General features: G+C 46.1%; 11 protein-coding genes. 4 read left to right on the top strand and 7 right to left on the bottom strand.

The features are described from left to right. Nucleotides 1-6: 6 nt before the first annotated feature. Nucleotides 7-333, bottom strand: a complete 327-nt coding sequence (locus ABK447_RS02935) for a hypothetical protein (protein WP_003151444.1) — start codon at nt 331-333, stop codon at nt 7-9. A 197-nt stretch (nt 334-530) separates the two neighbouring features. Between ABK447_RS02935 and ABK447_RS02930 the strand changes: the two genes are divergently transcribed. Further along, nucleotides 531-791 (top strand): hypothetical protein, encoded by a 261-nt coding sequence (locus tag ABK447_RS02930; protein WP_012118557.1) that lies wholly within the window; start codon nt 531-533, stop codon nt 789-791. Between the two features lie 25 nt (nt 792-816). On the opposite strand, the gene uvrA is transcribed toward ABK447_RS02930, so the two are convergent. The 3 genes from uvrA to ABK447_RS02915 form a co-directional block, all read right to left on the bottom strand. After that, nucleotides 817-3,690, bottom strand: a complete 2,874-nt coding sequence (gene uvrA, locus ABK447_RS02925) for an excinuclease ABC subunit UvrA (protein ID WP_064115334.1) — start codon at nt 3,688-3,690, stop codon at nt 817-819. A 7-nt stretch (nt 3,691-3,697) separates the two neighbouring features. Next, nucleotides 3,698-5,683 carry an excinuclease ABC subunit UvrB gene (gene uvrB, locus ABK447_RS02920; RefSeq protein ID WP_003151439.1) on the bottom strand — a complete coding sequence of 662 codons (1,986 nt, stop codon included), beginning with the start codon at nt 5,681-5,683 and terminating at the stop codon, nt 3,698-3,700. A gap of 175 nt (nt 5,684-5,858) precedes the next feature. Continuing rightward, on the bottom strand, nt 5,859-6,095 hold the full coding sequence (locus ABK447_RS02915) for a CsbA family protein (RefSeq protein WP_003151438.1): 237 nt from the start codon (nt 6,093-6,095) through the stop codon (nt 5,859-5,861). A 301-nt stretch (nt 6,096-6,396) separates the two neighbouring features. Here ABK447_RS02915 and ABK447_RS02910 point away from each other — a divergent pair, with 301 nt between their 5' ends. The 3 genes from ABK447_RS02910 (at nt 6,397) to ABK447_RS02900 (ending at nt 10,906) form a co-directional block, all read left to right on the top strand. Beyond that, entirely contained in the window at nt 6,397-8,901 is a 2,505-nt protein-coding gene (locus ABK447_RS02910) for a PEP/pyruvate-binding domain-containing protein (protein WP_094031322.1), read from the top strand. 71 nt (nt 8,902-8,972) lie between these two features. Beyond that, nucleotides 8,973-9,596 (top strand): TetR/AcrR family transcriptional regulator, encoded by a 624-nt coding sequence (locus ABK447_RS02905; RefSeq protein WP_045208990.1) that lies wholly within the window; start codon nt 8,973-8,975, stop codon nt 9,594-9,596. Continuing rightward, nucleotides 9,569-10,906, top strand: a complete 1,338-nt coding sequence (locus ABK447_RS02900; protein ID WP_094031323.1) for an MFS transporter — start codon at nt 9,569-9,571, stop codon at nt 10,904-10,906. Before ABK447_RS02905 ends, ABK447_RS02900 begins: the two co-directional genes overlap by 28 nt. 588 nt (nt 10,907-11,494) lie before the next feature. Here ABK447_RS02900 and ABK447_RS02895 read toward each other — a convergent pair. From ABK447_RS02895 to ABK447_RS02885, 3 genes are all read right to left on the bottom strand, one after another. Further along, complete coding sequence (locus ABK447_RS02895; protein ID WP_094031324.1) at nt 11,495-12,268, bottom strand: thioesterase II family protein; 774 nt, start codon at nt 12,266-12,268, stop codon at nt 11,495-11,497. Nucleotides 12,269-12,318: 50 nt separating this feature from the next. Next, nucleotides 12,319-13,386 carry a DUF3810 domain-containing protein gene (locus tag ABK447_RS02890; protein ID WP_094031325.1) on the bottom strand — a complete coding sequence of 356 codons (1,068 nt, stop codon included), beginning with the start codon at nt 13,384-13,386 and terminating at the stop codon, nt 12,319-12,321. Between the two features lie 280 nt (nt 13,387-13,666). Beyond that, nucleotides 13,667-14,857: a S1C family serine protease gene (locus ABK447_RS02885; protein WP_007407459.1), complete on the bottom strand. Its 1,191-nt coding sequence runs from the start codon at nt 14,855-14,857 to the stop codon at nt 13,667-13,669. Nucleotides 14,858-14,901 lie beyond the last annotated feature (44 nt).

Below are 14,901 nucleotides of genomic sequence, written 5' to 3'. Positions count from 1 at the left end.
CTTTTCTTACACCTGGCGTAACACCTTAATTCCCTGCACAATATTCCAAATGACCATTCCGATGAGGATCAGAAAATAAACAGCTGCTCCTGTTATCATAACAAAAACGGGCACCATACTCTCCCCCTGAGCCGTAATCAATCCGCCGACAACACCCGCGGTCACAATCAGCAATCCCGCAAACGGAATGATATGGGAAATCAGAGCTCGCATGGCATGCCGCTTCGTCTCTTTTTCATCGACGACAAAGTAAGCCACAATCGGAAGAATGAGCGGCGCGAGAAACACGCTGAAATAACAGATTGATGCGATAATCGCTTGATTTCGGTTCAATAAAAACACTCCCTGTGCCTTGATGTAAAAACCCTTCCTTATACATACGTATGACGAATGGGCGGGTTTCATTTTCATGCTAAGGACATGCTTCGTTATACGTAATTTTTGATTTCAGAGATTTCACTATAGAATCTTTTCCCCGAACCGATTACAATATGTAACAAAGCCTGACCGTATGCAAGGAGGACATACAAATGGAGAAAGATCCCGAAAACGCCCAAGTAACGGAAGAGAGTCTGCGAAATTTAATTCGCGAACAGAAAAGAATGAACAGCGAAATGCTGGCTGAATTGGAACAGATCAAAGCAGCCCCTCTTCCCATTTCCCATGATATCCAATATATAAAAGTGCTGCTGGACAGCAGCAGCACCCATATTCTGCAGGACTTAATGCATTTAAGCAAACAGCTTCCCCAACAGAAAAAAGCCTGTAACACAACAGCCCAAAACCGGTGAGTTTTGGGCTGTTTTTATTGATCTATTATGTGGCTGCCGTTTCTTTTTCAGCCAGCAATGTTTTCATCCGTTTTTTATCACGTTCCATTACCGGTTTCAGATAGCGGCCCGTATATGATTCTTTCACTTCGACAACTTCTTCAGGCGTCCCGGAGGCTACGATCGTGCCGCCGCCCGCTCCGCCTTCAGGTCCCAGATCGACGATGTAGTCCGCCGTTTTAATGATATCGAGATTGTGTTCAATGACCAAAACGGTATCACCGTTATCGACGAGTCTTTGAAGCACAACCAAAAGCCTTGCGATATCATCAACGTGGAGTCCTGTCGTCGGTTCGTCCAGAATATACAGCGTCCGGCCTGTGGAACGCTTATGCAGTTCGGAAGCAAGCTTAACGCGCTGCGCTTCTCCGCCTGACAGCGTCGTCGCCGGCTGGCCGAGCGTCACATACCCGAGTCCGACATCGGCAAGCGTTTGAAGCTTGCGTTTGATTTTCGGGATATTTTCAAAGAAAGACAGAGCATCTTCCACCGTCATATCCAGAACGTCAGAAATGCTTTTTCCTTTGTATGTGACCTCCAGCGTCTCCCGGTTGTAACGTTTGCCGTGGCACACTTCACACGGGACGTACACGTCAGGAAGGAAATGCATCTCAATTTTGATGATGCCGTCGCCGCGGCAGGCCTCACAGCGCCCGCCTTTTACATTAAAACTGAACCGGCCTTTTTTATAGCCTCGCACCTTTGCTTCATTTGTCTGTGCGAATACATCGCGGATATCATCAAACACGCCCGTATAAGTTGCCGGGTTTGATCTCGGTGTCCGGCCGATCGGCGCCTGGTCGATGTCGATCACCTTATCAAGGTGGTCAAGGCCTTTGATTTCTTTATGGCTTCCCGGTTTCGCTTTGGCTTTATGAAGCTTTTGCGCAAGCGCCTTATGCAGAATTTCATTCACAAGCGTGCTTTTTCCGGAACCGGACACACCTGTCACCGCCGTAAAAGTGCCGAGCGGGAATTTGGCGTTCGCTTTTTTCAGGTTGTTTTCTGAAGCGCCTTTGATTTCAATGAACCGACCGTCAGGCTTTCTTCTCTCCGGAGGCATCGGGATGAATTGAGCCCCTGACAAATAGCGTCCGGTCAGAGAGTCCGCATCATTCATCACTTCTTCAGGCGTCCCCGCCGATATGACGCGGCCGCCGTGAATGCCTGCGCCCGGACCGATATCTATCAAATAATCGGCAGCCATCATCGTATCCTCATCATGCTCAACGACAATCAGTGTGTTGCCGAGATCCCTCATGTTTTTCAGCGCGCTGATCAGACGGTCATTGTCACGCTGGTGAAGGCCGATGGACGGCTCATCAAGAATATACAGGACGCCAGACAAACGGGAGCCGATCTGCGTCGCAAGCCTGATACGCTGGGCTTCTCCGCCTGACAGCGTTCCCGCCGCCCGGCTCAGCGTCAGATAATCAAGACCGACTTTATCTAAGAAGCTGAGCCGCTCCACAATCTCTCTTAAAATTAAATCGGCAATCTGCATATCTTTCTCCGACAGCGTCAGGTTTTTGAAAAATTCAAGCGCGTCGCCGACAGAAAGTTCGGTAATGGTTCCGATATGACGCCCGTTGACCAAAACGGCAAGCGCTTCTTTCTTCAGCCGGTAGCCTTTGCACGTCGGGCACGATTTCTGTGACATGTACTGCTCCATCTGTTCACGGATATAATCGGAGCTTGTCTCTTTATACCGTCTCTCAATATTGCGCAGCACACCTTCAAATTCAATTTCATTTTCGCGCACTTGTCCGAAATCATTCTCGTATTTAAAGTAAATCCGTTCATTGCCGCTGCCGTACAGCACTTTATCAAGCTGATGCTTCGGCAGGTCTTTGACCGGAGTCTCCATATCAATGCCGTAATGGCGGCAGACCGCCTGAAGCAGCTGCGGATAATATTGTGAACTGATCGGCGTCCACGGCGCGATGGCGTGTTCCTTTAATGACAGCTCGGGATTGGGGATGACGAGCTCAGGGTCCACTTCCAGCTTCAAGCCGAGACCGTCGCAAGTCGGACAGGCGCCGAACGGGCTGTTAAACGAAAACAGCCGGGGTTCAAGCTCTCCGATAGAAAAACCGCACAGCGGACAGGCGTGATGCTCGCTGAACATCAGCTCCTCCTGACCGATGACATCTATCATGACACGGCCTTCCCCTAAGCGGAGCGCGGTTTCCAGCGAGTCGGAAAGCCGGGCGGCAACCCCTTCCTTGACAACGATCCGGTCAATGACTACTTCAATGGAATGCTTTTTGTTTTTTTCAAGTTCAATATCCTCGGAAAGCTCGGCCATTTCTCCGTCAATCCGCACCCTTACGTAACCTTGCTTTCTGATTTGGTCAAGCACTTTGACATGGGCGCCTTTTCTGCCTGAGATGATCGGCGCAAGCACTTGAAGCTTCGTCCGCTCCGGATATTCAAGAATCCGGTCAACCATCTGTTCGATCGTTTGCGACGTAATTTCAATGCCGTGCTCCGGGCAGTGCGGCTTCCCGACCCTCGCGTACAGCAGCCGGAGATAATCATAAATCTCTGTTACCGTTCCGACGGTTGACCGCGGATTGCGGCTTGTCGTTTTCTGATCAATGCTGATCGCCGGAGAAAGCCCTTCGATCGCATCAACGTCCGGCTTATCCATCTGCCCTAAAAATTGGCGCGCATAGGCAGAAAGCGATTCAACATACCGCCTCTGTCCTTCCGCGTAAATGGTGTCAAAGGCAAGGGATGATTTTCCCGATCCGGACAGCCCCGTCACGACGACGAGCTGATCCCGGGGAATCGTTACATCAATGTTTTTTAAATTGTGCGCCCTTGCGCCTTTCACCTCGATCCGGTCAATTGCCATGTGTTCATCATCCTTCCGCTTTAAGCTCTAACAGTAAATCACGAAGCTCTGCCGCCCGCTCGAAATCAAGCGCTCTGGCCGCTTCTTTCATTTCGTGCTCCATTTGCTCAACGACTTTCTGGCGTTCTTTCTTCGTCATCTTCGCCAGTTTAGGCGCGGCTTTTGTTTTATATTCTTCTTTATCCTCAGCGGCCTGCGTCGCGCGGATCACATCGCGGATTTCCTTATTGATCGTTTGCGGCGTAATGCCGTGAATTTCGTTAAAGCGCTCCTGCTGTTCCCGGCGGCGCTTCGTTTCATTAATCGCGATTTCCATCGAATTCGTGATTTTATCGGCATACATGATGACGCGGCCTTCCGCGTTTCGTGCCGCCCGTCCGATCGTCTGAATCAGCGAACGTTCAGAACGAAGGAAGCCTTCTTTATCCGCATCGAGAATGGCGACAAGTGACACTTCCGGAATATCAAGCCCTTCCCTCAGCAGGTTGATGCCGATTAACACATCATGTTTTCCAAGGCGGAGGTCACGGATGATTTCAATCCGTTCAAGCGTCTTAATCTCGGAATGCAGATAATTGACCTTGATGCCGATTTCCTTGAGATAATCGGTCAGATCCTCTGACATTTTTTTCGTTAAAGTCGTCACGAGAACGCGTTCATTCCGTTCTATCCTCGCCTGAATCTCACCGATCAGATCATCAATCTGTCCTTCGATCGGCCGGACGTCAATGAGGGGATCGAGGAGTCCCGTCGGTCTGATGATCTGCTCGATCATTTCCGGCGTATGCTCAATTTCATACGGTCCCGGAGTCGCCGACACGTACACGATATTGTGCATGTGTTTCTCAAATTCCTCGAATCGGAGCGGACGGTTGTCAAGCGCTGACGGCAGGCGGAACCCGTGATCGACAAGCACCTGTTTTCTCGCCTGGTCACCGTTGAACATGCCGCGCACCTGCGGAATCGTCACATGTGATTCATCAACGACAATCATAAAATCGTCCGGAAAATAATCAAGCAGCGTATATGGCGTAGAGCCCGGCGGACGGAGTGTCAAATGTCTTGAATAGTTCTCGATCCCTGAGCAAAAACCCATTTCCCGCATCATTTCAAGATCGTATCTCGTCCGCTGCTCAAGCCGCTGCGCTTCAAGGAGCTTGCCGTTTTCGTGCATCACTTTCAAGCGCTCCTCAAGCTCCTGTTCAATATTCAGAATCGCTTTTTCCATCTTTTCCGCCCGGGTGACGAAGTGGGAAGCCGGGAAAATCGCGACATGGTCACGGTCGCCGAGAATTTCTCCTGTCAAAGCGTCGACCTCTCTGATCCGCTCAATTTCATCTCCGAAAAATTCCACTCTGATACAATGTTCGTCACGGGAAGCCGGGAAGATTTCCACAACGTCTCCGCGCACGCGGAACGTCCCGCGCTGAAAGTCGATATCATTGCGGGCATACTGGATATCCACAAGCTTTCTCAGCAGCTCGTTCCGCTCAATCTCCATTTCCGGTCTGAGCGACACAACCATCTCCCGGTATTCTTCAGGCGAACCGAGACCGTATATGCATGACACACTTGCGATAATAATGACATCTCTCCGTTCAAACAGAGAGGATGTCGCGGAGTGTCTCAGTTTATCAATTTCATCATTAATGCTTGCGTCTTTCTCTATAAAAGTATCCGTTTGAGGCACGTACGCCTCCGGCTGATAGTAATCGTAATAGCTGACAAAATATTCGACAGCGTTGTTCGGGAAAAACTCCTTAAACTCGCTGTACAGCTGTCCGGCAAGGGTTTTGTTATGGGCAATGACCAGTGTCGGTTTATTCACTTCTTTAATCAGATTGGACACGGTAAAGGTTTTGCCCGTCCCTGTCGCACCCAGGAGAGTCTGGTGTTTTCTGCCTTCCTGTATTCCTTTGACAAGCTTCTCAATCGCTTGCGGCTGATCTCCCTGGGGCTGATATTTCGAGACTAACTCAAAACGATCTTTCACAAAAAAGCCTCCGTTTCTTTACGAAATCTTCCTATTGATATAGTAACACAATGACGGGCAAAATCACTAAAAATACGAACTAAAGTTCGATGGTTTATTTTTACCAAGTCAATTTTTGTATAAAAAACCTGCTTTTATGGCGTAAAAGCAGGCATTCTATTTCATATTCACCATGTCAGGCATTGTCTTTCTTTTTGTCTGCTTCTTTTTTGGCCATGTACAGCCCTCCGGCCACCAGCGATACGACATCCAATCCAACGATAAAATACGTTTCGGTGTAACCCTTTAAATAGGATGCGAAAAGCAGTGCGGCTGTGAGAGCGATCGCCACATAGTGGTTAAACGTGACGCGCGTAAAAAGGACGACCAGCATAAAAGGGAAACATAATGCAAAAACGGCTTTTGTAATCACAAAAACCCTCCTCGGGAATTCTTCATCTCATCTGATTATAGTAAAAAATGAAGAATCGGACAATCGTTCCCCTGCTATCACAATACCCTTTTTCGGCAGTCTTCAATCATCTGTCAAAAAAATTGTGAATATAAATCCATTGAACCATTAACCAGATGAATCGAATTACCTTTCTTCAGCCGAAAGGATGAGAAGGTTTAGGTCTTTGTATCTTTGACAGTTTCTTCCTCCCTCTTTACAATGTAATGATAGTGTTTACTATCATTTTTCTTGGATGAAGAAAAAAAGGGGGTCATACCGCATGTATTCAGTGCGATTTCAAAAAGCGGAAGAATCGAGCCGCTCTGCAGGAGCAAAAGGAATGAACCTGATTAAACTGACGAAAAACGGGCTGCCCGTTCCCGGCGGTTTCATCATTCAGACGAATGCCCTGACACGTTTTATGGAAGACAACGGGCTTCAAGCAGATCAGGAACAGATGGAGCGCGCCATTATGAACGGCACGTTTTCAAAAGAGCTTCGGGAGGAACTGACCGCGTCGTTTTATGAATTGAGAGAATCATACGCCTCTGTCGCCGTACGTTCCTCCTCCGCGTCCGAAGATCTTGAAGGGGCTTCTTTCGCAGGCCAGTACGAAACCTATTTAAATATCAAAACAGAAGAAGAGTTTCTCGGAAAAGTGAAAGAATGCTGGGCTTCCTTCTTCTCGGCGCGGGTCAGCGGCTATAAAGAGAAAATGAACAATGACACCGCAGAACCGTTAATGGGCGTTGTCGTGCAAGGGCTGATCAATTCCGAGGTTTCAGGAGTCATTTTCAGCCGCAACCCCGTCACACACGATGACGGAGAACTGATGATCAGCGCGAGCTACGGTCTCGGAGAAGCAATCGTCTCCGGCAGCGTGACGCCCGACACATTTATCGTCAATAAAGATACATTTCAGATTGAAAAAGAAATCGGCTTAAAAGAAATGTATATCGTTTCTAAAGACGAAGGCGTGACGGAAAAAGAGACGACCGCTGACATGAGAAGCCGCTTCTGCCTTGATGACGAGAGCATCAAAGAGCTTGCCATGCTGACGATAAAGACGGAAGAACTGTACGGTTATCCCGTGGATCTTGAATTCGGATTTGCCGAAAATAAGCTGTATCTGCTTCAGGCCAGGCCGATTACAACGATCGTGCAGGATCAGAAAGCGGCAGACGAAGAACGGGAATTTATCATGACGCCCCGGGATCAGAAAGATTTTTGGCTCAATATGGAGGCCAATATAGAAGGCCCCGTCAGCCCGTTATTCGCCTCACTCATTGTGCCGGCTTTGGAATACGGCCTCAAAGAGAGCACGAAGGCATTCCCTGTAATGGGCATCGAAATCGAGCGTGTCAAACTTCATCAGGGCCGTGTTTTTTCCAGACAGCATAAGACGGACGACAAGCTGCCTGCAGAACAGTTAGAAGCGCTTTTCCCCGTTTTGGCTGACCGTATGTACGATATTATTCAGGAAACCTTTCTGCCTTTTTATCAAAAGCTGGACGAACTGGCGCATACAGACCATCATACGCCGGAGACTGCCCTTGATGCGTTCCGAAACCTGCAAGACTTCTATTTAAAAGGATACGCAGAACATTTCAATATTATCTTTCCGCAGGTTGCGTTAAACATGATGCTGGAATCTATGTACGGACAGGTTGAGAAAGAAAACACCTCCCTTCTGTACGAAATGCTGGCTGGCGTCATGAATAAGTCATTGGAGACCGACAGACAGCTCTGGCTGCTTTCCGGACAAGTAAAAGACAGCCCTGAGCTGCGGCGCGTTTTTACGGTTTCTCATGCCGATGAGCTGCATCAGACGCTTCTGCAATCAAATGAGGGAAAACGCTTTCTCGAACAAGTCGGTGAATTTTTACAGGAATACGGCTGGAGATCCGTGAAAAGTCATGATCTCATTGAAGAAACTTGGGCGGAAAACCCTTATTTCGCTTTGGCCAACATTCAGAACTATGTCCGGAACGGATACGATTTTGACAGTGAGTTTCATAAAACGATAGAAAAACGAAAACAGCTCTACGCCGACTTTATGGATAGAATTGAAGATGACGGCTTCCGGGAGACGTTTGACCGCTATTATCAGTGGACATTGTCTTCATCCGTCATCAAAGATGATCACCATTTTTATATTGATGCGATGCTGGACGCCAAAGCGCGCCTTTGCCTTCTGAAAATCGGCGAGCTGCTTCAAAAACAAGGCGTAATCGATGATCGGGAGGATATGTGGTACTTATACAGCGATGAAGTCGAGAAAGCGCTCGTGTCGCCGGTTCCGATGCAGGAAAAAGCCGCTGAACGAAAACAGCTCTTCCAGCAATATCAATTGCTTGAAGCCCCCGCTTATCTCGGGACTCCGACTTCGGAACAGCTGAAAATGGCTGAACAGATTACCGGCTCCATCACAGAAGATGAAAAAAACACTGAACATCAAATTTACGGACTTGCGGCGTCAAGCGGAATCGCAAGCGGCCCTGTGAAAGTCATTCGTGACGCAAGTGAATTTTCCCGTTTTTCAACAGGAGACGTGCTTGTCTGCAAAATGACGACACCGCTGTGGACCAGTCTGTTCCAGGATGCAAAGGCCGTCATTACGGACACGGGCGGCATCCTGTCACATGCGGCGATCATCGCGAGGGAATACGGGCTCCCGGCCGTTCTCGGCACACGTGCCGCGACTGACAGGCTCAACGACGGAGATATCGTCACGGTGGACGGGACAAACGGCAAGATTACGATTGTCAAACGCGCTTCATGCTAGGTTTCCCTCTTTATTGACGGGCAGGGTGGGTGTATACTTGTCCTGCCAGTATTTACGCGAGGTGAAACATGTTGAGAACGACGAACAAGAGAATTATTGACGCCGCGATGAATCTGATCATCCAAAAAGGATACCGCGCAGCGACAACAAAAGAAATCGCAGAAAAAGCAAAAGTAAGCGAAGCAACGATTTTCCGTAATTTTAAAAACAAACAAGGATTAATGAAAGCCATGATTGAACAGCAGACGCCGGTTCCGGAAAGCATGATCACTAAGGCGGAAGGCGATTTGTATGAGGATCTTCTTCATTTCGCCACGACCCTTCTTCAGCAATTGGAACAAAAAAAAGAAGTATTTCGCATCTGCCTGCGCGAACCGGAACTATTCGAAGACGTCCTGCAGGATATTGTCGTATATCCGCAATCCGTGAAAAAGCATTTAATCGTTTACTTTAAGGAGCTGACAAAGAAAAATATGATAAGCCCCGGCAGTGAAGAAGCTAATGCAGACGTCTTTATGACGATGATTTTCGGTTATTTTATACACCGGCTGCAGCTGGGGAAAAGAGTCATCACTCTCTCTGAGGAAACGATGCTGAAACACAGCACTGAGATTTTCATGAAAGGCATTACCGGCCGGTCATTTTCCGGCTCCAAGGAGGATGAAGGATGGGTTCAAAGAAAGAATGGGCGCTGATCGTTTCGCTTTTGCTGGGAGCCATACTCGTTCCCATCAATTCTACGATGATCGCAGTCGCCCTTTCATCCATTTCCCGCTCATTCAGCGAATCAATTGCCAGCATCACATGGGTAGTGACCGTGTATTTAATCGTGATGGCCGTGACACAGCCCATTGCCGGCAAACTCGGTGATATGTACGGAAACAAAAAAATGTATTTATGGGGCGTCGGCCTTTTTCTCATCGCATCATTGGGGTGCGCCCTCTCGCCAAGTTTTTTCTTATTGATTTTCTTCCGGGCGCTTCAGGCTGCCGGCGGCGCTTTGCTTACGCCAAACAGCATCGCCATCATCCGCCATGTCGTGTCTGAAAAACGGCTTCCGAAAGTATTCGGCTTTTTCGGCCTCGGTGCCGGGCTGGGCGCGGCTCTCGGTCCGTTTATCGGCTCTCTTTTAATTGAGAGCTTCAGCTGGCATTCGATCTTTTGGGTCAACATTCCGTTTCTTGCAATCGCACTCGTGACGGCATTAGTGATGTTTCCTAAATATAAAGAAGAAACGTCTGACGCTCCGCTTGATATCATCGGGTCCGTTTTGCTTGCCGGAAGCATTGTATCTATTATTCTTCTGACGAAAAATGAAAGCTCTTTGGGCTATTGGGTGTACGCACTGCTCATTCTCGTATTTGTTCCGCTATTTTTCAGGCGGGAGCTGCGCACAAAACATCCGATTATTGATTTTGATCTGTTTAAAAACACAACCTTTACGAGCGCCAATCTGTCGGTTCTGTTAAGCAATTTAATGATGTACGCCGTGTTATTGATTATGCCGCTCTTTATGACCGGCCACTTCAGCATGAACACGTCGCACAGCGGCATGGCGCTGTCAGTCTTTTCTGTTTTCATGTCCGCCAGCAACTGGGGCGGAGCTCAGCTGCATCAGAAATGGGGCGCGCGAAGAATGATTTTTCTGTCCTTCGGGCTGATGGCCGTAGCCAATCTCTTATTTTTTCTTTTGGTTTATTCCCATTCCGTTCCGTTTCTTATGGCATCGCTTATTGTCGGAGGCATCGCGTCAGGTGCGGGGCTGACGAGCATGCAGGTATCTTCTCTTGCGACGGTAGAACCGGGCATGTCCGGCATCGCATCCGGGATTTTCTCCACCTTCCGTTATTTCGGAAGCATTATTTCTTCAGCGCTGATCGGTTTAATCTCCGGGTTTCATATTCTGTTTATCATATTGATCGGAGTTTCTGTGATCGGCTTGTTCGTATCGCTTGGTATCAAGTCCGGGGAAACCGTTCAGACGAAAAAAAGCCATTCGGCGTAAACGAAAAAGGTTCCGTAAGCATCTGCTTTCCGGAACCTTTTCCAGTTTTCCTTCTTATTTTTCTCTCTCGAAAGTGTCACCGCAATGCCGTTTGCTCTATGAGAATCTTTTGATTTACAAGAGAAAAGGGGAATGTAAATGGCTGAGAGTTCCGATCAAGTTCGGCGCTGACATCGTAATCCGGCCGTAAAAAAAGCCCGGCCGCCGTGTTGTTAGCGGCACCAGGCTTTTTATATGTGATTTTTCATAATTAATAAAACTGCAAAGCTTATTATTTCCAATGTTTTTTCTTAATTTTTTTCATAATTCTCCTTACTAAAACCTACCTAAAACAATTATTGAATATTACTTTTATAATTAAGCAAAATTAAGTAACAATCATTGAAGGATTCTCAGACTGATAAAATTTATTTTAAATATAATATTTCAAAACACATTGATCCTCCTTCTAAAGTTGAGTCGCGTCACTTTAGTAGAATCATACCGTGGCTTCCCTTGTCAAAAGGCACAGTTCTTTTTTACACCACTACTTGAGACTTTAACGTTTCTCTCATTTGAATTAATTCAAAATAGAATTATTGGGGGAGATTACCCCCGTATTTCCAGGCGATCCAGGTGGGTGGCCTGGTAAATATTTTGAGTCTCTGTATCTTTAACAATAGTATTTACAATATCATTAGGATACCGATTCAAAAAAAAATGTTCTCCTTTAAACTTATGAAATTTCACGTTTCCTTCAACAACTTCACTCCATTTATGCATTTCATTGATATGAGTCGAAAAATCGCTATCCGCATAAAAAACGCTTACTCCACAACTTATTTTTTCTGCTTTGGGCTGAAACTTATAATTGTCCAAAATTATAAAATCTGCTCGCAAAATCGGAAGAAACATATCCATAATCTCTTTTGTATAAAACTCCTCTGGTATTCCCCCATATTGTTCCACCTTTGTCAAGAAAGTTTCATTAGTCATATTTTCAATGTCTTCTCTCTTTTCAAAAATATGTGGAGCATCTCGCCCAGAAAAAAACAGATGCCTTGGTTCCTTAATTCCCATTTGCTTAAGTTTATAATATATCTCATAAGTCAATAAGGCTCCCATACTGTGTCCAAATATAACATATTCATCGTCATATTCTAATTGTTCACTTATTCTTTTGGCGATATCTTCACTTGCTTCATCAACAGACTGGTAGCAAGGCTCGCTGAATCGAGTTCCTCTTCCAGCCAATTCACTCATAAACAATTCATATCTATCCGGCAATAGTTTTTTCCATTCATGAAATACATTTACCGACGCTCCAGCATATGGAATAGGAATTACTTTTATTTTATTTATTTCACTCACTCCTATGTTCAACTTGAGCCCACTATCATTACTATATAAACCTATAAGTATTCAAGATACATTTAATTGTACTTCTCTATCTCTCGCTGCTCTGCCAGCAACAAATTCACCATATCACTATAGCTATTCAAACCGTCTGTCTGATTATTTGCCTTCAGATATACGTCATTTACATTTCTTGAAATACTTGAAATAACACCCTCATACTTATCCCGGTACTGCTCATTTTGTTCTATATCATGCCGCACCGCTTTGGACAGACTGGACATTATATCAGACGCCTTATCTGGATCCACTTTCTTTAGCTCAGATATAGAATAATCAAATGCCAGAAATAAACCACTGTATAGTATCATTGGATCATCCTGCTGCTTACATGCCAGATAAGCTATAAAATTAGCCTCATCCTCATGCATGAAACCACTCTGATGTGCCAATTCATGCGCCATAGTAGCAGGCACCAAAAAAACTGGCACATTAACATTGATATTGGATTCATAAGTAAAAGGGACAAAAATACCATGTATCCCTGCATGCGACATTAGTTTTGACATCACCACTGGTTTTGGTGTTGAATATGAATGCTCCAAAACAGGATATTTCTTTGATAACATTTGCATCGAGAACACTGCGTGTTGTGCATAATAATCAAAAACCTCTGGTACATGAGCCAAAAGATCAGTATCCGCTAACTTTTCCCTTGCCAATTCCATTTCAACGGCAAGTGACTTACTCAATTTAACCAGTTCTTCCTTGCTGTAGTTCTCTTCTTTATATTCGGTATGAGACAAAAAAGAATATCTGTGATAGTTTATTCCACCCAAAATAGTATAACAAAAATATATCACGCTACAGATCGTAACGATTCCTAGAGCACCACGATAAACTACCATCCTACGTGCACCTTTACTCATGATGACCTTGCGCACATAATAAACGATATAAAATAGAAATAGTAACACAACCAACACGACGAGCCATTCACTAACAGAAAATGTGACCCAAGAAGGTACAAGTCCTACTATTTTTGACAATAACGGATATACAGACCTACTGTATTTTTCCGCCCAATCCTGATGGTTCTGCGCGTATTTTGTCAGTATGTAAGCTATAACTCCAAGTGAAATCAACGGTAATCTCTTAAGTAAAAGCTTTTTTATAATGTACTCCCCCTATCCAACATAACCATTATAATCAGTTATTCTTAATATATATCCTGCTAAAGATTCATCTTCTAAAGGTTTTGGAGTTAGCAATAACCTTTCCAATAAGCCATACCTCTCCTTCATTTATTTTTTTATTATTTCAAAATAAAACAGCTAAGAAAATATAATTTTCTTAGCTGTTTTATTTTGAAATCTAGTTTTTAGGAGTTCTTGAAACTATTCCGAATAATTATGAAAAATCACATTATAATGCTGTCATTTCTTCGTGCTCGTGTTCATCCTGCACGAATAAAATACCTAATTCATGATGTTCGCCTTCATAGGACGCGCGCTGATCAAACCGGATCTCACCGTTCAGGCCGATGATCTCCATTTTTACAAATGCGCGGTTTTTTTGAAGTGCTTCATAAAAATCCGATACATGCTTCACGGGGATGCCGTTTACTTTCGTAATAATCTCACCGATCTTCAGCTCAAGATCGTCCGCGGGTGTATTCGGAATGATGCCGAGCACCATTAAGCCCTGATCCCGCTTAGAGAAATAAAACGGAGCCGCGTTATCGTTCAGCCGCTGTCTTAATGATAAAAACAGGCGTCCGAGCACCGCAATACAAGCGGCAGCTCCGGCAAGCGGAGTCCACCAAAGGGCCGCTGCCCCGAATGCGGTCACGATAACCCCGAGAATCATGACACGTTTCGCCGTTATCCTTATGCTGACTTCCGGAAGTGACCCCTGCACACGCTGTCCGAAGCCGGCGATATAAGGAATCCAGATCAAATGGAAAGAGCCGCCCGGCACGGTAAAGACAGGCCACCAAGAAAGGTGTGACTCAAGCCCGCTGCCCGGCACCAATAAGAAAAGCGGAAGCAGCCATGCGCGATTCGCCAATTGACGGCCGATGGGCAGGCCTCTGCTGCTGACGACAAGCGCCGGAGATGTTTTCAGATGCGCTGAACGGCAGGCAGCCGCTCCCTCCGTGATAATCAAAAGGCCCATAAACACGGCCGCCGATGCCCAATTCACGCCGAATGCCTGCGGAAACCGATCCGCAAACGGCACTGTGTGGGTATACTGAAGGAGAAACGCAATGAACATGCCGGCGCTGACAATATAAGCTGAGGACAGCCAATTCATACGGAACGTCAGCGAAGCTAAAGCCGTCACGGCCGCGATTATGCCGAGAAGACCGAATGGAATCGAAATTCCCAGTCCAAAAAATAATATGGAGAGAAGAATACCCGGTATAAGTCCTTTTATGTATGTAAAGATAAGCTCGTCATACATATCCGCGATTTTTGTATGAAACGTATGGCGTTCACGTTTGATCCGCAAATATCCGCATGCGAGACTTATGATGATAAAAAACCAGAACATCGGGTGCAAAAAAAACAGACCGATACTTTTCAGAAGTTCAATTCCCCATTGAACAGACATTGCTTTCACCGCCTCAAGCCAAACATTTTAATTCTATTCTACCA

Source organism: Bacillus sp. hwrm1 (assembly GCF_040207805.1).
Taxonomy (GTDB): Bacteria; Bacillota; Bacilli; order Bacillales; family Bacillaceae; genus Bacillus; species Bacillus velezensis.
This window is presented reverse-complemented; position numbering and strand designations above follow the sequence as displayed.

Coding starts and splice junctions, on each gene's coding strand:
- ABK447_RS02930 (WP_012118557.1), top strand. CDS start 531: ATGGAGAAAGATCCCGAAAACGCCCAAGTAACGGAAGAGAGTCTGCGA.
- uvrA (WP_064115334.1), bottom strand. CDS start 3,690: ATGGCAATTGACCGGATCGAGGTGAAAGGCGCAAGGGCGCACAATTTA.
- ABK447_RS02910 (WP_094031322.1), top strand. CDS start 6,397: ATGTATTCAGTGCGATTTCAAAAAGCGGAAGAATCGAGCCGCTCTGCA.
- ABK447_RS02900 (WP_094031323.1), top strand. CDS start 9,569: ATGGGTTCAAAGAAAGAATGGGCGCTGATCGTTTCGCTTTTGCTGGGA.
- ABK447_RS02885 (WP_007407459.1), bottom strand. CDS start 14,857: ATGTCTGTTCAATGGGGAATTGAACTTCTGAAAAGTATCGGTCTGTTT.